The organism is Rhodococcus sp. G-MC3 (assembly GCF_030063335.1).
Classification (GTDB): domain Bacteria; phylum Actinomycetota; class Actinomycetes; order Mycobacteriales; family Mycobacteriaceae; genus Rhodococcoides.
In genome coordinates this window covers 1-16,287 of sequence record NZ_JASISW010000017.1, presented here as the reverse complement: position 1 = coordinate 16,287, position 16,287 = coordinate 1, and the positions used below count along the sequence as shown (strand labels likewise).

Sequence of the window (16,287 nt, the reverse complement as noted above, 5' to 3'; positions counted from 1 at the left end):
AAACGATGGCATTCACAGAGGGAGCAGTCGCTTCCTCGGCGGTAATGCTGATGCGCGGTCCGCTGATGACCACACTTACATACCGTGTCTGAGCTGGGCATACGCCAAGTCTAATCACTGAAGAACTACTGGATTGCCGCTTGCGGCTCGACCAACCGGAGGCGGCAGAGTGGCACGCGTCGTGCGCGGATCGGCACTGGTGATCGCGTGGTCGATCCTGGCGCTGGCAGTGGTATTCACCATTGTTCGCCAACTAAATGTGACGCAGATCACTCTGGTTGCGGTCATGGTGGGCATGCAGTTCGCCGCCATCCCTACAGCCGTCGCCGCAGTCGTTTTCGCCGCGGCGAGGTCGCGCGTTGGATTACTGGTGGCACTGATCGTGACGGTAGCGCTGGCTGGGATTCAGGTTCCGCGTTTCGCGACCGACGAACAGGTCGCAACCGGACCCGAGATGACCGTTCTGACCATCAATGCCGGACACGGCGAGGCGGATGCGAGGTCGATCGTGGCGCAGGTGGAAGCAAGCGACGCCGACATTCTCGCGGTCCAAGAGCTGACCCAGGACGAGGTGGACGATCTCACGTCGGCCGGGGTGGAGAAATTGCTCCCCTACAGCTTCACTGCTGCGTTACCGGTCGCCGACGGCACCGGACTGTGGAGCAAAACTCCGCTCACCGGCGGAACCCGACTCGAGGGCTTCGGTTTCGTCCCAGTCCAAGCCGACACCACCATCGACGGCGTCGACCTGACGGTCGTGTCGTTTCACGCGATGTCGCCTGCGACCCCGCGCCACGCCGTCGAGTGGGCAGCCGACCTCGAGAAGATGCGGACCGGGATGGACAACTACACGAAGACCGTTCTCGTCGCGGGTGACTTCAATGCCACGTGGGACCACCGCCAGTTCCGAGATCTGGCGACCGACGGGTTCGGGGACGCGGCCGGAATGGCGGGGGCAGGCCTGTTCCGCACGTTCCCGTCCGACCGTCCGCTGGCTCAACTCGATCACGTGGTGGTCAGCGACAGCGTCGACGCCCTCAACGTGGCGCCGGTGTCGATACCCGGCTCCGACCATCTGGCAGTGATGGCCAACCTACGACTGCCAACAGGTCGGACGGAGCACCTTTCTGGCGACTCGCCCTGACGTGATTCGGGGCGAGAAGTCAGCAGAGTGTGTGCCTGGTTCCCGGGACGCTAGAAACGTGGAAGTTGGAAGACCGGGGGCGGCGGCAGCTGGATCTGCGGGAGCTGGAACTGCGGCAGACCCGGAATCAGCGGAGCCGGGGCTGGAGGCGGCGCAGGTGCAGGCTCTTCGTACTGCGGTTCCTCGTATGTCTCGACGGGAGCGGGTTCCACTGGAGCAGGCGCAACCGTTGTGGTGACGGGCGGTGGCGTCGTCACAGTCGTGGTCGGCGCCGAACGCGTCGTGGACGGGGCCGCGGAAGTCAAGGGCTGCTCGTTGTCGGCGGGCGCACTCGTCGAATCTTCGGACCCCCCGTAGCCGAGCGTCAAACCCAACGCGGCAACGGCCGCGAGACCGCCGGCAACCAGCGCAGCGCCACGGATCTTTCGTTTGGAGGTGACCGAACGGTCCACCGGTTCCGGGCTGAGCCATTCGGGTGCACCGGTCAGTGCGGTAGCGCCACCGTTCGAGGACGAGTGAGCGGTTCGGGCTGGGTTGTTCGGCGGCGGGACGTTGTTCACCGGGGTTGCGAGCAGAGCAGCGCCTTTGGCTGCCACGGCCTCGGGATCTGCGGGCGCGACGACGGGAAGGCCCGTCCAGGACCGCAGGATTGCCTCGACGAGTGGAATGCGAGCTCCACCGCCGACGAGGAACAGTGCGTCGACGCGCTGCGGAGACCGGGTGATGACATCTCGAACCAGCCGCGCCGAGTACTCGATCGGAACGGTCACGAGAGCCTCGAACGACTCACGGGAGATGAGGATCACGCCGGAGTCACCGGGTAGGCACACCGCACCCGAGGTGGAGAGTTGTTCCTTGGCGATCCGGCATCGCGTGGTGAATTCCGCGATGCCGACCGCGTTGTCCAGATCGACGCCCTGCTTGGCCAGCTGGTTGTCGCAGATAAGACGATCGAAGTCCGAGCCACTGATGTCGGTGGTCCGCTCAGCGAGCAGGACATCTCCCGACGCACGGTCGACGACGGTGATGGTCAGGCCCGAGCTGCCGAGGTCGTAGAGCGCGATGGTGGAGAAGTTGCCGATCTCGCCAGTCGCTTCGAGGTAGGCGAGTGCCGCTCTAGCCTCGGGCACGAGCCGGTAGTTGTAGAGCCGCTGCTCCATCATGGCCTGCTGGATGTCGCCGAACTGTTGCTGGTCTCGGTAGGCGACTCCGGTCGCTTCGACATACCTATCGCCGTTGCTCTGCGAGAGAACGACACCGATGGATTCTGCGGCGACTTCCTCGGCGCGATCGAAGTGGGCGTCGACGGTGTCGTTGTGAAAGTCCAGCTCACGCTCACCCGATGTATGGAGGCGAAGGTCGGGGCGCGCCATGCGGACAGCACTCGCTCCTACCGATACCCCGAGAACCTCTGCCATGACCTGCCTCACTTGGATGCGCGAAGGGACTCGCCGACAGGATAGATAACGATCCAGTCTCGAAGCCCCCGCTCGGGCCTCACTGTAGCGTGACCGTTCCCCGAATGCGATTGGTGCCGGGCGTGGAGCCTGCGGAATGCCCCAGGGGCCGGGCGTGGAGCCTGCGGAATGCTTCAGGTGATGCCGCGGGCATTACTGTTGCGCCGTGCATGTCCTCTTCGTTTGTACCGGGAACATCTGCCGATCTCCTACCGCCGAACGACTCGCGGTGGCGTATTCAGACGAGGGCGGCCTGGACGTGACGTCGTCCAGCGCGGGTACACACGGCCTCGTCGGGCATGCGATGGACGAGGAGGCGGCGTCTGTTCTGCATCAACTCGGCGGCGAATCCGAGGGATTTGTCGCACGGCGTCTCACGGCGAAGATTGCGGACGAGGCGGATCTGATTTTGACGATGACCGCCCGCCATCGCGATGCGGTGCTCGCTATCGCTCCGCGCAAACTGCGACGAACCTTCACCCTCCTCGAGGCCGCCTCGCTCGTCGAGGTGGCCGGCGCTCGAACTGTCGACGAGGTCGCCGACGCCCGGGCGCGGCATCAGGTGGGTGCTCTGGATATCGAGGATCCGTACCGCCGGGAGCGTGAAACGTATGAATTGATCGGCCAGCAGATCGCCGACGCTTTACCTACAATTCTTCGCGTCTGCTGACTGCCGGCCCGTTTGCATACCGGCTGAATGAAAGCTCGAATGCTGTGTGGCAGTTACCAAGCGATGCGACGGTCCGCATAAATTCAAGGCCGAGCGCGACTGGTTGTCGTCGTGCATGATGTGCTCATGCCGATGTATCAGGTACGTACCGAGGACGACGAACTGCTCGCCGAGGCGGAGCTGTCCACCGATAGCAAGGCCATGACATGGGCCGTGCGGACGACCACCGAGCATCGTAAGGCGCTTCGTGGACGCCGATGGCAGGGCCACCGTCTCGTTGGTGACGTCTGGGAACACCGATTCGGCGGCGGTCGAGGCAACGCTGCGGTCGCCAGCTGAGCACAGCCAGCCCCTCCGATCTGCGGTAGCGTCCTGGGCAACAGTGCCGCTGGGACCGACGTGGCAACCGGAGAAAAAGGGATCTCACTAGATGCGCGACAAAGTCATCGCAGTGTCCGCGGTGGCAGTCGCGGGGCTCGCCGTGACGGTTGGCCTGACGATCGGCGCCCTCGGCGGCGCCTTCGACGACTCGGACACCAAGGTCGCGCCACCCGCACTGCGCTCGGACCTCAGCACTGCCGTCAACGCGACGAGCTCGGGAATCGTTGTTCCTCCGTCACCGACGTGGCAGGTGGCGGTACCGACCACTCCCCGCGTCACCACCACGACGCCGGCCCCCAGCAGCACAACCGCCCAGTCCACGGCAAAGTCCACCGCTCAATCCACCACGAGGACGTCACGAGAGCGTCCCCGGACGAGCAAAGCGTCGGAGTCGGAGTCGGCGACCACCACCAGGTAGTTCGTCTCGCTCGTCCGACGCGGAACAGCGGTATCGAAGTATCGGTTTTGTTTCTCTCGCCATCGTCGTGCGTGAATCGAGGACCGTAATACTTCACAATCATTCCGGAAAATATATGTGTAAATACTAGTTACATGTATCGTCTTGTGCATGTCCGCACACCATCCCCCATCCGATGACACCGTCAAGGTCTTGGTCGTCGGCGCCGGTCTGTCCGGCATCGCCGCCGCCGCGAAGCTGCGCGCCGCAGGCATCACCGACTTCGTCGTGCTGGAGAAAGCCTCCCGCGTCGGTGGGGTCTGGCGAGAGAACACCTATCCGGGATGCGGAGTCGACATCCCGTCACCCGTCTATTCGTTCTCCTTCAATCCGAACCCCTCCTGGCGCAGCAATTTCGCCAAGCAACCCGAGCTGCTCGAGTACATCGAGAACACCGTCGACTCACTCGGCCTCGCACCCTGGATCAGGACCGACACCGAGGTGATCGAAGCTCGCTGGTCGAGCGAGCTCCGGAAATGGATCGTCGACACCACTGCCGGCCGATACAACGCGCAGTACGTCATTTTCGCGGCCGGACCCATCACCGACCCGAAGACGCCCGAGGTTCCCGGTATCGAGAACTTCGAGGGCGAGATCTTCCATTCCGCCCGATGGAATCACGACGTCGACCTCGAAGGTAAACGCGTCGCCGTCATCGGAACCGGCGCCTCCGCCGTGCAGTTCATTCCCGAGATCCAGCCGATCGTCGAGTCTCTGTACGTCTTTCAGCGAACTCCGTCGTGGGTGGTTCCGCGCCTCGACTTCACTTTCCCCGCGGTGGCTCACTCCCTGTTCCGTCGTGCACCCATCGCGCAGCGAGTGCTGCGCCAGGGCATCGACGTCATCCTCCGGACTCTGACCGCTGTGATGCGGCGCGAGCACACAGCTCGGTTGCTTACCCCGATCGGGACCGCCTGGTTGGCACACCAGATACCCGACCGCGAGCTGAGAAGGTTGCTGACACCGGACTTCACCCTCGGATGCAAGCGATTGCTGCTGTCCAACACATATCTCCCTGCGTTGGCCGAGCCGAACGTAAACCTTCTGCCCGAGGCTCTCGTGAGGATCGACGGCAACCGGCTCATTGGATCCGACGGCTCGTCCCGCGACGTCGACGTCATCATCTTCGGCACTGGGTTCGATGTCAGCCATCCACCGATTGCTTCCAAGATCCGGAGCGATGACGGAATCCTGTTGTCCGACAAATGGGTCGACAGTCCCGAAGCGTATCTCGCCACCACCGTGCCCGGCGCACCGAACGCATTCATCATGCTCGGCCCGAACATCTTGGTGTACAACTCATTTCTCGGATTGGCCGAATCCCAGCTCGACTACATCGTCGACGGCATCATCCAGGCAGATCGCGCCGGAGTGGAGGTGATCGAGATCGCCGACGCACCCTTCCGCGAGTTCAACGACGCAGTCCAGGAATCGCTCGGCGCCACGGTGTTCAACAGCGGTGGCTGCGCCAGCTACTACCTCGATGCCAACGGCAAGAATTTCGCGGCGTGGCCGTGGTCGACGGGGTCGTTGCGCCGCAAGCTCTCTGGCTTCGATCTCGAGAACTACACCAGCACCCCCTACAACAGGGTAGGCGTCTGACATGGCTCTGATCGAGCACACCGCAGTATCGGACTGCACCCGAACACACGCGTTCGGCTACGTCGACGATTACCGAACGATCCCGAAGTGGATGTTCGGGGTTCGCTCGTTCGAACCGGTCGGCGACGTCAGCCATGGTCTCGGTGCGACGTTCGCCGCGGCGATGCAGATCGGCCCCAAGACACTACGTTCCACACTCAGAGTCACCGAGTGGATCGAGAACGAGTCGTTGACGCTCTCGTCCATCGACGGGATATCGACCACGTCGACGTGGGCCTTCTCCGACACCGACGACGGCGGAACACGTCTGGATGTGAAGTTCGCGTACTCGCTCCCCGGTGGGCTCGCCGGCCGCGCGCTCGGCGCGTTGGTCGAGCCGGTGGTGGGTCAGGCTATTCGCCAAACCGAGTCAACCTTACGTAAGCAGTTGGAGGCCTGACGCTCGAAACCAGTGCCTCGAAGCTTTGTTCCTCATGCCGGACGGTGGAACACCATGGGCCCTGGACATCATCTCCCGGTGAATCCGATCTCGGAGAAGTCGGAGGCGAACTGCGATCCGGACGGTGCGAGTCTCGCGACCCAGATCAGCAGTGATCGCGACGTCTCGGGTGTAACGACGGGGATGTGCGTAGCCCCCAAGCTCAGAACCCCCGAGGCGAGGATCCGGGTGGAGTCCAACGTGCCGTCGGCGTCGGGCGGCGTCCTGACTTCGACGACGGTGCCCGGATGCGCCGTCGTCACCCAGACTTCGCTCACGCCGACGGGTTCGGCGAAGGTCACGAGCACACCGATTCCGTCGTCGCTTCCAGCGAAGGGCGTGCGGTAGCGGTCGGTGGACCAGGACGTCGCCGGATCGGCGTCCACGGCACGGCCTGCTTCATCGGAGTTGTCGGGAGCCCGGACGGCCGACCACGCTTCGGCGCCGGTGGGGAGGACTGCTACAGGCGGTGGCGTCGTGGTAGGAGCAGGCAGGGACGGGATTGCGACGACATTGTTGATGTCTCCGTAGTCACCGCCGAACACCGCGGTCGAGAGGTACCACCCGCCTGCGCCGAACACGGCCAGTACCGCGCAGGCCAGTGCTACCGACATCGTCCGCGCCCCGGCTGTATCGGTCCACCGATTGGCCGGTGCATGTTCGGTCGTGGCGTCGACCAGCGCCGCTTCGAACTCGTCGAGAGTCGCGTAGTGCCCTGCCCGGGCTTCGGCTGCCACGGCGCCGACGCGTCCCGGCGGGGCAGGATCCATGGCCGATGGCCAGTAGCCGACGAGCATGGTGTGCAGTACCGCACCGAGCCCGACCAGCTCGGTCTCGGTGGAGGAACCGAAACCGACTGCAGGACAGGCGAGTACAGCGAGAGAGTCGTCGGTCACCCGCACCAGAGTCGGATGATTCAGAGCGACCGTACGTCCTCGCCGATGCACTGCTCGCAGAACCGACACCAGATGGGTCACCGCCTGCACTGCAGCGGCCGATGATGTAGGCCCGAATTCCTCCAGAGTGGTGGGAGGCGGCACACCGGCAGCGACGACGACGTAGGGACGAACCACGTCGACTGCCCGAATGGGGAGGTTTCGGCTGGACAGAGCCAGGGTGCGGTCGCAATACCGTCGGACCGCACCGGTCGACCGGTCCTTCGATTCGATGACATCGACAGGGACGAACGTCAGTGTTATCTCGGCTGCGGTGGCGAGGTCTCGGGCCATCCACCACTGCGCCCACTCGACACTGCGCATCCTCCCGAGCAAGCGATATTTGCCCGCGACAACTGTTCCCGGCACAAGCGCATTCATCTTCCCCTCCCCCCGGGCACCGTGACTGCTGAGGTAGCCGATTGTGCTCCGTCACAGCGAGCGTGTCCGGATTTTGGGGGAACTTCACACGTTCTAGGCGGGAGTGAGGGCGTCCCACACCAGGCGAACCGTGGTTCCGTCGTGATCGGATGTGACGGCGGTGGAGTCGGCGAGGGCGTGCATCAGCGGGACGCCTCTGCCACGGGTCGAGTCGGGTGCGTGAACATCCCACGCGCCCCGATCGGAAACCACCACTTCGATCCACCCGGTCTTGGGCATACATCGAGCGTGCAAGTCGAGGGTTCCGGGTGCGCTGTCGCGGACGTAGGCGTGTTCGACGGCGTTGGCCAATGCTTCGTAGGTAGCCAGCACCACGTCGTACACGCGGTCCGGCGCAACCTGGAGGCTGGTAAGCCACTCACGGAGGGCCACTCTGAGTGCAGAAGCTCTGTCGGCGACGGCAGATTCACCGTCGAAATTGAGGTTCATGACGTCCCCACGAGGTAGTCCGGCTTGCGGTCGTCGATCAGAGGCAGCCAGGGCGTCGTCTTCACCGAATGCGATTGCCATCATGAGTTCGTCATACCCGAAAGTTCAGGAACTACCCGCTTGTAGCGCAGCGAGCGCTTCGTCGACTGTGGCGAAGATTCCGAATACCTGATCCAGTCCGACCAACGTCAGCGGACGACCAGTGGCTGGACCATCCGCGACCACCGCGAATCCCGTCGTGCCAGAAATCTTCTGATGCGTCGACGCCAGGAGGGACATCCCGGCGGAGGCGAGGAATCCAACCTTGGACAGGTCGATCACCACACCGGTCGGATGCTTCCCCAGCACCAACTCCATCGACTCGGACAACTGCGGCGCGGTGACGAGATCCAACTCGCCTGAGACAGTGACGATCACCGTGTCGTCCTGCCAGTGCACGGTCACGTCGAAATGTTGCGGGCCAATCCCTGACTCTTCTAGCGTCACAGTTGCTAAACATACCGGAGCGAACTTGCGGCCTGCATACGGTGTGATCTCGACTCTTCGGCAGTGCCGTCGGCCTCGGTGGCCGATAGGCTCGGCCCGGTGATGCCGATACCTCTGCCCACTGGCGCGGCGGTGGCGTTCGGGGGTGCGCTCGGAGCCGTCGTGCGCTACGAGATCTGGCACTGGCGTGACTCTCCCAAGTGGCTTCTCATCAATACGTTCGGGATCAATGTTCTCGGGTGCGTGCTGCTCGGCGCGGCACTCGGTTACCTGTCGGGGCGGGCAGCCGCCACGGTCCGCGCGGCCGTCATCGGCCTCGCCAGCGGTTTCACCACATTCAGCTTCTACGCGCTGCAGGGCGTGACCTTCGACGGCGCGTGGAAGTCGGTGGTCTACATCGTCGTGACGCCCGTTGTCGCCGTTCTCGCGCTGGCAGTCGGTGCGCTGGTCACGCGACCGACGGAAGCAGCGCGATGATTCTGGTCTTACTCATCGCTGCCGGTGGGGCGGGCGGGGCGCTCGTTCACTACGCGGTGACGCAGGCCGTGACCGACGCCAGGCGGGTTCTCATGCTGACGGGCGGCACGTGCGTGCTGCTCGGTTTCGTCACCGCTGCGTCGCCGCCCCAGTGGTTCACCGGGTTGGTGTGCTTCGGATTCCTCGGCGCTCTGGCCCCGATGTCGTCCGTTGCGTGGGTGACGGTGACTCGGTTGCGCGAGCGCCGCTACCGCGCCGGTCTGACGTTCTTGGCGGCGTGCGTGGTGAGCGGCGTCGCGTGCGCGATGTTCGGTTTCCTGCTCTACAGCGCAGGCCTGACGCTTCACCGCAAGTTCTGACAGTCGCCCTGGACTGCAGCTTTGGCGAAGCCGCCCAGTTGATAGAGGTAGGTGTACTCCCAGTACACGAGCGAGAAGTTGTATGTGCGCGGCACTGCTTCCATCGTGACCTGCCCGTCGAAGCATTGGGCGAAGATGTGTCTGGCCCTCGGAAGGTGGTAGCGCCAGCTGATCACGACCACGTGCGTCCAACCACGTTCCTGCGCGAGCTGCTGGGTGAAGATAGCTTCGCCGCGCGTCGTACTCGGATCCGGTTTTTCGCAGAGAACGGTGTACGTGGCGGTGGAAGTGTCGCAGTACTTCTTCATGACGGCATCCGACTTGCCATACGGATCGGACAGAACGACGGTGTCCGCGACGCCCTGTTCGGCGAGGGAGACGCCGTACGCCTCGCGGCCGTCGTGTTCACCACCGAGGACGATGATGGCGTCGGCCTTGGCGACCGTGTCGACGGTCGCCTTCGTGAACGTGAGGTACCCGCCGATGCCGACCACCGACACCAGGACAACCGGGAGCACCATGGCCAGCGCGACGAGGAAGTTCCGGCGGATCACCAGTCAAGAGTAGGCAGCGAGCAACTCACGTGCCTCGCCCAGCGACGAACGTCACCCCACCGTCGACGGGTGAATTTCGATTGTTGCGCTGATGTTCGTTTCGGTCGTCGCCGATGTGATGCCCCAACCCCTGCACCGGCGCAGGTCAGTAGGCCGCGGTCCGCACACGCATGAGTGGTCCGCGGCAACGGTTCGAGCGTTGCCACGGACCACTCATGGTGAACTGAGAGCTACTGGCTCGGTTCCGGAAGGTTGCAGTCCTTGACTTCTGGGTTCACGCCCACGTAGTTGAGCGGCCCCGCAACGACGGTCAAAGCGATGGTCCCGATGCCTGCGCAGTTCTCGGGGGCGCTGTCGAAGTATCCGCGCTGGAACACCGCGACTCCGCCGATGATGAGCCAGACCAAGACGATCAAAGTAACGAAACGCATCACAATCCCCTCCCCGTAGCCGAGTCTCGGCTACCGCGGACCAGTCGAATACCCCATTTTCGGTAGCCGAAACCTGTTCGTTCGCGGCAGCGTCGTTCAACTGATCGGCGCAGGTTCCTCGGTCAGAGTGTCGAGTGCACGTCCCTTGGTTTCCGGCGCCGCGTAGGCCATCCAGAGCACAGCGAACACGACGAATCCGGTGACGATCGCGAAGGTGAGCGGGAGCCCCAGGACCGGCCACATCACCGACCCGAAGAGCAGCGGCGCGAAGCCGGTGGCGACGCGACTGACCGAGGACGCGTAGCCGAATCCCGACGCCCGCAAAGGCGTCGGGTAGAGCTCGGAGACGTAGCAGTACAGGACCGGTATCGCGATCTGGATGACGAACCCGAATACCGCGAGCCACAGAAGCGCACCGGATCCGACGTCGAGCATCACGGCGAAGAGCACCAGCGCGCCGCCTGCGATCGGGCCCGAGATCCCGATGACCCATTTCCGCCCGACGACCTCCACAAGGTACGCCGACACCGCGACTCCGAGGATGCCGACGGCGGTCATCAGCGTCGTGCCGGCGAACGCAGCAAAATCGTCGTACCCCTCGCGGCGAAGGATCGACGGCATCCAACTCAGTGCCGCGTAGTACAGCAGCAGGATGGACACGAAGAGCAGCCATGCCGTCGAGGTGATCCTAGGGCTGTAACTCCATACGGACTTCAGCCCGCTCTTGACCGTCGTCTGCGCGGCAATCGCGTACTGCTGCGGCTCGGCGCCCGTGCGGGTGACCATGTCGTCGATGACCGCACGCGCTTCGGCATCACGGCCCACATTGGCCAGATAGATCGGCGATTCAGGGATCCCGCGTCGCACCCAGAACAGCAGGAGCGCGGGCAAGATCATGAACAGCAACATGATTCGCCATCGGATGTCACCGTCGATCGGAACGAGAAGCGTCGCGACGACGCCGCAGATGGTCGCTCCGATGGGCCACCATCCATCCATGGCAGACAGCACTTTTCCGCGAATCCGGCGCGGCGAGAATTCACCGACGAGTGCGTAATCGACGGGAATGCACCCTCCGAGTCCGAATCCCGCGCAAAAACGAAGAAGTACGAACAGCTCGAAGTTCGGCGAGAACGCCCCGAGGATGGAGAACAACGCGAAGATCAGCAGCGTCAGCGTGAACGCGCGCTTGCGGCCGAGCCGGTCCGCAATGGTTCCCCAGACGACGGCTCCCACCGCCATGCCGATGAGGTTGCCGGTGGCGACGAGTCCTCGTTCGGCCTGCGAAAGATCCCAATATGCGCCGAGCAGTGGCGTCAGAAATCCGTTGAGTGCCACGTCCCAGGCGTCGAACATGAAGCCGAGGCCGCCGATGATGAAGATGCGGCCCTGAACCGCCCATTTCCAGGGGAGTTCCTGAACGATCTGCTCGCCGGTTTTCACCGAATCATTCTCTCATTGCCGGTCGGTATACCCTCGTCCCCATGCGAACTGGGGTGGCGCTGCTGTGTGCGGCGGGCCTGTTGCTCGCCGCTTGCAGTACCGAGGACACGACCGAGACCATCACGCAGTCCACTGCTCCCCAGACGGTGGACGACGTTCGTATCGCATCGGGATCGTTCACCGTCGGTTCACCGGTTCCCGAGGTTGCTCCCTCACCTCAGGGCATACCCGCCACCACGACGCCACCTGGTCCGTTCGGAATCTCTGACGTCAGAATGGACCGGGGCGGAGTGGTATTCACGTTCTTCGGCGACGGCGTGGTCAATTATGTCGGCCACTACGTCGACGCCGCCGTGACCTATGGCGACAACGCGACGCTCGATGTACCCGGCACGTCGATTCTGCAGCTCGATCTGATCTCGTCGCCATCCCCCGAGCCCGGCTCGACCGTCCGGCCGACGGTGCTGGATTCGATGCACACCGGAGTGGAATCGTTCCAGACTGCGGAGCCGTCGAGCGGCGTCACGCAGGCTTTCATCGGAACTTCGGCCGATCGGCCCAATTTCACGGTGACGTCGCAGCAGGATCCGCCGACCCTCACTGTCGCAGTGTCTTGACAGATCACTCTGGGCCTACCTCGTCTACGTCGCGAGTGCGTGCTCGTGACCGCAGCGGCTTGAGTACGCGGCTCGGTACCCAGTGCGTGACCGTCTCGCATCGATCCTTCGACATCAACTGGTAAGTGACGCGGCCGATCCAGTCGCCGTCGACCGTCATGGACCATTCACTGAGGTCGCCGGGCACGACCGCGCGAACGTCGAACCCCTCCGCCGTGTAGTTGCCACTGTGGTGTGGAGGCTGCGGGTAGAGGATCGACAGATCGATCAGAACCTTCACCGAAGGCGTCAGCACTTTGAACGGACGGCGGCGCGGATCCACTCCGCTGCTCGATCCGTTCACCCTCATTGTTCGACCATACGTTCGAATCGAGCGGTACTCAATCCAGGCCTGGCCCACCTGCCCGTGCGCGGCTGACGCCCCTCCTGTGTACTTAAACGCGCACGGGCAGGTGGTGACAATTCACAGGCCAGCGGCACCCAACTCGACATCGACGGACCGAACTGTGACTGTGGGGAGCGACCTGCACGCTCGTCAGTTTGGAGAATTACCCGTATGAAGCCCTCAGCTCGCTCGATCGTCGTCATCGCCGCCGCCCTCACCATGGGGCTCGCCGGCTGCGGGGCGGACGAAGGGTCGGACGAGAGTTCCGACGCCGCCGGCGGCGGTGACCTCTGCGCGCAGTTGGAGGACATTTCCAAGTTCGAGATGGAATCGCAGTCCAACACGGCGATCGACCCTGCCGATTGGGCAGGATTTCAAACGGTGTTGTCCGACTACGGCAAGGGTCTGCCCGAGCACTACGACCCAGCCATCGCGGCGGCGGATCCGGACATCGCGGCGGATCTCACGACGGTGCGCGACGCCAGCGCCAAGGTCACCGAACTGGTCAACGGAACTACCTCGCTCGAGGAATACCAGACGAAGACCCAGGCCTCGATGGACGTCGCGAGCATTACTGCTGCGCGTGACGCGAGCAGTCGTATCGATACGTATGCGCAGCAGAACTGCGAGTTCGCCAAGCAGATGCAGCAGCAGAGCCAGGACCCGCAGCTGCAGGAAGTTCCCCAACAGGATCCGGCCCAGCAGGATCCGGCCTCGCAGGAGGCCACGCCCGCGCCTGCCGGCTGAGTCCCGACGGAGCTTCTCGAAAACCAGCACGTATGGCGATCCGCGAGCGGCGGAGAGGCGCATCTCGGCCCACTCCTCCGCTCGTCGACGCAGCCAGGAGGACACTGCGATACGAACCGTCGAGCGGGAAAATCCGTATGCGCGCTGTGCAAGCTGAGCTTGCCGGCCTGATCAACACCGCCGCAGCGCTTCCGGCGACGGCTGACGTGTCCGGACGTTCGAGCCCGATGTGGTGATGCCGGACCCATGCGACCACGCGTCTGCCGTCGTCGCTTCCCGGCAGCAGATCCCCTATCTCGCAGTATTTCCCGGCGGGGACGGTCCGGGTTGATACTCGTGCCCATCCGGTATTCCATTGCACTGCAGACCGAGTGCGCTGTAGACGGGTCGGCAGAAGCACTGACGCTGAGCAGGATCGGAGTTGCGCCGGCCGAGAGGCGCTGCACACGTGCTTGTTTTCGTAAAATGACCGCGAATCAATCTTCGCGACTGGTTAATTCGCGGCAATCAGCCGGTTCGGTCGGTTACGCCGCCATCTGGCCGCGTCGCGTACCTCACGGCAACGCGGAGTTCATGATTGGCTACACCCATGAGGTAGCGTGGCCGTACCGTAACGATCGGTTCCGTAGCTGGATCGAGGTTGCGAGTCGATGCACATCACGACGAGCAGCACACAACCTGGCGACAGGGAGGGCGTATGTCATTCAGTTCGACCGGTGCCAGCGTTCGCCTTCTGTTGTTCGGATCGCTGATCGTGACTGCGGCCGCCTTGTCCGGGTGCACGTCAGGGACCGACAAGGGCGCTCAGCCCACTTCTTTGGAGTCGAGTACCGCCGGCCGGCCGCCGCCGACCTCGGTGTCCGCAACTTCGGTGGCCGCGTCGACGATCCCTCCGAGTCCCGCCTCGACCAGCCCGGTCCCGCCCCTGGAACCGACCATAGCGAGCACGGTCTACGTGTCGACGCCCGTTCCCGAAGTTCCGGTCGCACCCCGAGCTCCTCTCGTTCCCTATGTCCCGGCGCCGTCACTGTGCACCGAATGCGAAACCGTGACGCAACCGAGCGAACCGGTAATGCAACCGCCCAACCCTGTGGATTCACGCGGGCTACCTCTGGGGACGACGTGTGGGGCCGTGTCGTGCACGTCGCCGGGAGGGATTATCTTCGTCAATCCCGACGCCGTGCCCAACCTCGACGGCCAAGGCCTTGACCTGTGCGAGCACACTTACTGCCCACCCCCCGGCTTCCAGATCATTCCCAACCCGCTCCCTTCCACGGGTAGCTCCGGCGGTTGAGGCACTCGACTCGCTGATTGGGCGACGGTGGTACCAAGTGCGGTCGAGCGTGAAACAGACCACATCTACTAATTCGTTTTATATACACCGTCCCGTTCATTGCTCTGGCAGGCTGAGCAAGCAAGGAACTTGTAAGGCATTATGACGGCGTGAAGATCAGACGAACCACTCCTCGGCCTCCTGGAGCCACTCATCCACTCCAACTCGCCGGTTTCGCAGCGTTGATGGTCGTTCTCGCCGCTGTGCTCGCATTGGCCGCGGTCACCGGCAAGCTGTGAGGCCGTCTTGACGCACACGTTGCTAGAGTCGATCGGTGACCAACCGCCGACGTGTGATCGTCAAGCGCGTCGTAGCTGTTGTTGTTGCGTTATGCATCGCATTTACGCTGGTCGGCTCTGTTGCCGACCATAGTTGGTACAAGGTTGCGTTCGGCGGCCTTGCGGCGATCCTGCTGGTCGACTGGCTGCGTCCCAAGCCGGTGGCGCCGGAACCGCTTGCCCCAGACGCAGTGCCCGATCACGCTGTCGCTGCGGCAATCGCCGCAACCGACAGTCGGATTCCGGCGATCAAGCTCCTGCGCGAGCAATATCCAGGACTGGGATTGAAGGACGCCAAAGAGTTGGTCGACGAAAAACTCGGCGCTTGATCACCCCGTCGCAATCAGCCGATGATCGTTTTGTATTCGGTGAAGATGGCGGTGTACTCGGCGTCGCAGTTCGCGATGGCCCAGTCTGTCAGTAGTCCCAGGTTGCCGAAAGTCGCGTCGAGCGCACTGAAATCACCTGCCGCGCTTTTGGCGTCGGCTTCTTCCATTTCCTGTAGCCACGCGAGCGGCTCCGGTGGCGCCACGGCCTGTAGTTGGCTCTGCGAGACAGGGGCCTCCGCCGCCAACCTTTCGGCGATCTGAGTCTGGTCTTCGACATTGCCGGCTTCGGCGTTTCGGATGTCGACGAGCCCTTGCGCAACTCGTGTGGCGTACAACGTGCAGAAGTCGCCGCCACCCGATACGTCTTCGGCTTGGGCCGCTTCGGTTTCCACACCACCTGCGTCTGAAGCCGATGTTGCGGCGGGCGATGGACCGGAGGCGTTTTCGCTGCTGTCGGACGAGCATCCGCCGCACGCGAGCGCTATCGACAAGGCGATCAGAGCGCCGCCATTCAGTAGTTTCGCCATCTCGTTCGCCCCTTGATTTTGCCCGCCCCGGTTTTGTGTCGAACCAGTATGCGACCTGGTCAGCGACGGCGCAGCTCGAACTGGCGGGTCGACGGAGCGATGTAACGCCTCTGTGCGGGCGGCCAACAGTTCGACCGTCCGATGCTCAACCGCTCGGCGGAGTGCCGACTCGGCTGAGCCAGACCTCGATATCGTTCTAAGCGGCGGGTTTTCGTTGTCGGTGGTAGCTGGGTCTGGGTTGTCGTTGTGGGTCTTCGGTGGCGGGTGGGATGACGGTGGGGTGCCCGTCTGCTCCGAGGGTGATGTCCCAGCCTTCGTTGTGGATGC

Annotated in this window: 22 protein-coding genes; 13 read left to right on the top strand and 9 right to left on the bottom strand. The window is 63.5% G+C overall.

What is annotated here, in order from left to right:
• Positions 1–169: 169 nt before the first annotated feature.
• Entirely contained in the window at positions 170–1,144 is a 975-nt protein-coding gene (locus QMK17_RS18200) for an endonuclease/exonuclease/phosphatase family protein (protein ID WP_283510702.1), read from the top strand.
• A 50-nt stretch (positions 1,145–1,194) separates the two neighbouring features.
• Here the strand turns inward: QMK17_RS18200 and QMK17_RS18195 are convergent, their stop codons facing one another.
• Complete coding sequence (locus QMK17_RS18195; RefSeq protein WP_283510701.1) at positions 1,195–2,562, bottom strand: Hsp70 family protein; 1,368 nt, start codon at positions 2,560–2,562, stop codon at positions 1,195–1,197.
• Positions 2,563–2,767: 205 nt separating this feature from the next.
• Between QMK17_RS18195 and QMK17_RS18190 the strand changes: the two genes are divergently transcribed.
• The 5 genes from QMK17_RS18190 (at position 2,768) to QMK17_RS18170 (ending at position 6,150) form a co-directional block, all read left to right on the top strand.
• Positions 2,768–3,271: an arsenate reductase/protein-tyrosine-phosphatase family protein gene (locus QMK17_RS18190; protein ID WP_283510700.1), complete on the top strand. Its 504-nt coding sequence runs from the start codon at positions 2,768–2,770 to the stop codon at positions 3,269–3,271.
• Positions 3,272–3,397: 126 nt separating this feature from the next.
• On the top strand, positions 3,398–3,610 hold the full coding sequence (locus tag QMK17_RS18185) for a hypothetical protein (RefSeq protein WP_283510699.1): 213 nt from the start codon (positions 3,398–3,400) through the stop codon (positions 3,608–3,610).
• A gap of 91 nt (positions 3,611–3,701) precedes the next feature.
• Positions 3,702–4,070 (top strand): hypothetical protein, encoded by a 369-nt coding sequence (locus QMK17_RS18180; RefSeq protein WP_283510698.1) that lies wholly within the window; start codon positions 3,702–3,704, stop codon positions 4,068–4,070.
• Between the two features lie 150 nt (positions 4,071–4,220).
• Positions 4,221–5,711 carry a flavin-containing monooxygenase gene (locus QMK17_RS18175; RefSeq protein ID WP_283510697.1) on the top strand — a complete coding sequence of 497 codons (1,491 nt, stop codon included), beginning with the start codon at positions 4,221–4,223 and terminating at the stop codon, positions 5,709–5,711.
• Between the two features lies 1 nt (position 5,712).
• A complete protein-coding gene (locus QMK17_RS18170) occupies positions 5,713–6,150 on the top strand; it encodes an SRPBCC family protein (protein WP_283510696.1) in 438 nt (145 codons plus the stop codon).
• Positions 6,151–6,218: 68 nt separating this feature from the next.
• Here the strand turns inward: QMK17_RS18170 and QMK17_RS18165 are convergent, their stop codons facing one another.
• The 3 genes from QMK17_RS18165 to QMK17_RS18155 form a co-directional block, all read right to left on the bottom strand.
• The gene (locus tag QMK17_RS18165; RefSeq protein WP_283510695.1) at positions 6,219–7,505 is read right to left on the bottom strand and encodes a hypothetical protein; all 1,287 of its coding nucleotides are present in this window, start codon (positions 7,503–7,505) and stop codon (positions 6,219–6,221) included.
• Positions 7,506–7,598: 93 nt separating this feature from the next.
• Positions 7,599–8,078, bottom strand: coding sequence for an ATP-binding protein (locus tag QMK17_RS18160; protein ID WP_283510694.1), 480 nt, complete (start codon positions 8,076–8,078; stop codon positions 7,599–7,601).
• A 21-nt stretch (positions 8,079–8,099) separates the two neighbouring features.
• Positions 8,100–8,438, bottom strand: coding sequence for an STAS domain-containing protein (locus QMK17_RS18155; protein ID WP_283510693.1), 339 nt, complete (start codon positions 8,436–8,438; stop codon positions 8,100–8,102).
• A 120-nt stretch (positions 8,439–8,558) separates the two neighbouring features.
• Between QMK17_RS18155 and QMK17_RS18150 the strand changes: the two genes are divergently transcribed.
• Entirely contained in the window at positions 8,559–8,957 is a 399-nt protein-coding gene (locus QMK17_RS18150; protein WP_283510692.1) for a FluC/FEX family fluoride channel, read from the top strand.
• The gene (locus QMK17_RS18145) at positions 8,954–9,316 is read left to right on the top strand and encodes a hypothetical protein (protein WP_283510691.1); all 363 of its coding nucleotides are present in this window, start codon (positions 8,954–8,956) and stop codon (positions 9,314–9,316) included. The genes QMK17_RS18150 and QMK17_RS18145 overlap by 4 nt, the downstream gene beginning before the upstream one ends.
• Here the strand turns inward: QMK17_RS18145 and QMK17_RS18140 are convergent.
• The 3 genes from QMK17_RS18140 to QMK17_RS18130 form a co-directional block, all read right to left on the bottom strand.
• Entirely contained in the window at positions 9,301–9,870 is a 570-nt protein-coding gene (locus tag QMK17_RS18140) for a YdcF family protein (protein WP_283510690.1), read from the bottom strand. The genes QMK17_RS18145 and QMK17_RS18140 overlap by 16 nt on opposite strands.
• Before the next feature lie 230 nt (positions 9,871–10,100).
• Complete coding sequence (locus tag QMK17_RS18135; protein WP_283510689.1) at positions 10,101–10,301, bottom strand: hypothetical protein; 201 nt, start codon at positions 10,299–10,301, stop codon at positions 10,101–10,103.
• 96 nt (positions 10,302–10,397) lie between these two features.
• A complete protein-coding gene (locus QMK17_RS18130; protein ID WP_283510688.1) occupies positions 10,398–11,744 on the bottom strand; it encodes an MFS transporter in 1,347 nt (448 codons plus the stop codon).
• 41 nt (positions 11,745–11,785) lie between these two features.
• Between QMK17_RS18130 and QMK17_RS18125 the strand changes: the two genes are divergently transcribed.
• Entirely contained in the window at positions 11,786–12,361 is a 576-nt protein-coding gene (locus QMK17_RS18125) for an AMIN-like domain-containing (lipo)protein (RefSeq protein WP_283510687.1), read from the top strand.
• A gap of 4 nt (positions 12,362–12,365) precedes the next feature.
• Here QMK17_RS18125 and QMK17_RS18120 read toward each other — a convergent pair whose 3' ends face one another.
• The gene (locus QMK17_RS18120; RefSeq protein ID WP_283510686.1) at positions 12,366–12,710 is read right to left on the bottom strand and encodes a hypothetical protein; all 345 of its coding nucleotides are present in this window, start codon (positions 12,708–12,710) and stop codon (positions 12,366–12,368) included.
• Positions 12,711–12,917: 207 nt separating this feature from the next.
• On the opposite strand from QMK17_RS18120, the gene QMK17_RS18115 reads away from it, so the two are divergent.
• The 4 genes from QMK17_RS18115 to QMK17_RS18100 all read left to right on the top strand — a co-directional run bounded on the left by QMK17_RS18115 (position 12,918) and on the right by QMK17_RS18100 (position 15,433).
• The gene (locus tag QMK17_RS18115; RefSeq protein WP_283510685.1) at positions 12,918–13,493 is read left to right on the top strand and encodes a hypothetical protein; all 576 of its coding nucleotides are present in this window, start codon (positions 12,918–12,920) and stop codon (positions 13,491–13,493) included.
• A gap of 697 nt (positions 13,494–14,190) precedes the next feature.
• Positions 14,191–14,787 carry a hypothetical protein gene (locus QMK17_RS18110; RefSeq protein ID WP_283510684.1) on the top strand — a complete coding sequence of 199 codons (597 nt, stop codon included), beginning with the start codon at positions 14,191–14,193 and terminating at the stop codon, positions 14,785–14,787.
• A gap of 149 nt (positions 14,788–14,936) precedes the next feature.
• Positions 14,937–15,065 (top strand): hypothetical protein, encoded by a 129-nt coding sequence (locus QMK17_RS18105; RefSeq protein WP_283510683.1) that lies wholly within the window; start codon positions 14,937–14,939, stop codon positions 15,063–15,065.
• A 35-nt stretch (positions 15,066–15,100) separates the two neighbouring features.
• Positions 15,101–15,433, top strand: coding sequence for a hypothetical protein (locus QMK17_RS18100; protein ID WP_283510682.1), 333 nt, complete (start codon positions 15,101–15,103; stop codon positions 15,431–15,433).
• 14 nt (positions 15,434–15,447) lie between these two features.
• Here QMK17_RS18100 and QMK17_RS18095 read toward each other — a convergent pair whose 3' ends face one another.
• Positions 15,448–15,960, bottom strand: coding sequence for a hypothetical protein (locus QMK17_RS18095; RefSeq protein ID WP_283510681.1), 513 nt, complete (start codon positions 15,958–15,960; stop codon positions 15,448–15,450).
• Positions 15,961–16,287 lie beyond the last annotated feature (327 nt).

Bases quoted from the DNA above. Each gene is read 5' to 3' on its own strand.
- QMK17_RS18195 (WP_283510701.1), bottom strand. From the start codon at position 2,562: ATGGCAGAGGTTCTCGGGGTATCGGTAGGAGCGAGTGCTGTCCGCATG.
- QMK17_RS18185 (WP_283510699.1), top strand. From the start codon at position 3,398: ATGCCGATGTATCAGGTACGTACCGAGGACGACGAACTGCTCGCCGAG.
- QMK17_RS18180 (WP_283510698.1), top strand. From the start codon at position 3,702: ATGCGCGACAAAGTCATCGCAGTGTCCGCGGTGGCAGTCGCGGGGCTC.
- QMK17_RS18175 (WP_283510697.1), top strand. From the start codon at position 4,221: ATGTCCGCACACCATCCCCCATCCGATGACACCGTCAAGGTCTTGGTC.
- QMK17_RS18170 (WP_283510696.1), top strand. From the start codon at position 5,713: ATGGCTCTGATCGAGCACACCGCAGTATCGGACTGCACCCGAACACAC.
- QMK17_RS18165 (WP_283510695.1), bottom strand. From the start codon at position 7,505: ATGAATGCGCTTGTGCCGGGAACAGTTGTCGCGGGCAAATATCGCTTG.
- QMK17_RS18160 (WP_283510694.1), bottom strand. From the start codon at position 8,078: ATGATGGCAATCGCATTCGGTGAAGACGACGCCCTGGCTGCCTCTGAT.
- QMK17_RS18145 (WP_283510691.1), top strand. From the start codon at position 8,954: ATGATTCTGGTCTTACTCATCGCTGCCGGTGGGGCGGGCGGGGCGCTC.
- QMK17_RS18135 (WP_283510689.1), bottom strand. From the start codon at position 10,301: ATGCGTTTCGTTACTTTGATCGTCTTGGTCTGGCTCATCATCGGCGGA.
- QMK17_RS18125 (WP_283510687.1), top strand. From the start codon at position 11,786: ATGCGAACTGGGGTGGCGCTGCTGTGTGCGGCGGGCCTGTTGCTCGCC.
- QMK17_RS18120 (WP_283510686.1), bottom strand. From the start codon at position 12,710: ATGAGGGTGAACGGATCGAGCAGCGGAGTGGATCCGCGCCGCCGTCCG.
- QMK17_RS18115 (WP_283510685.1), top strand. From the start codon at position 12,918: ATGAAGCCCTCAGCTCGCTCGATCGTCGTCATCGCCGCCGCCCTCACC.
- QMK17_RS18110 (WP_283510684.1), top strand. From the start codon at position 14,191: ATGTCATTCAGTTCGACCGGTGCCAGCGTTCGCCTTCTGTTGTTCGGA.
- QMK17_RS18095 (WP_283510681.1), bottom strand. From the start codon at position 15,960: ATGGCGAAACTACTGAATGGCGGCGCTCTGATCGCCTTGTCGATAGCG.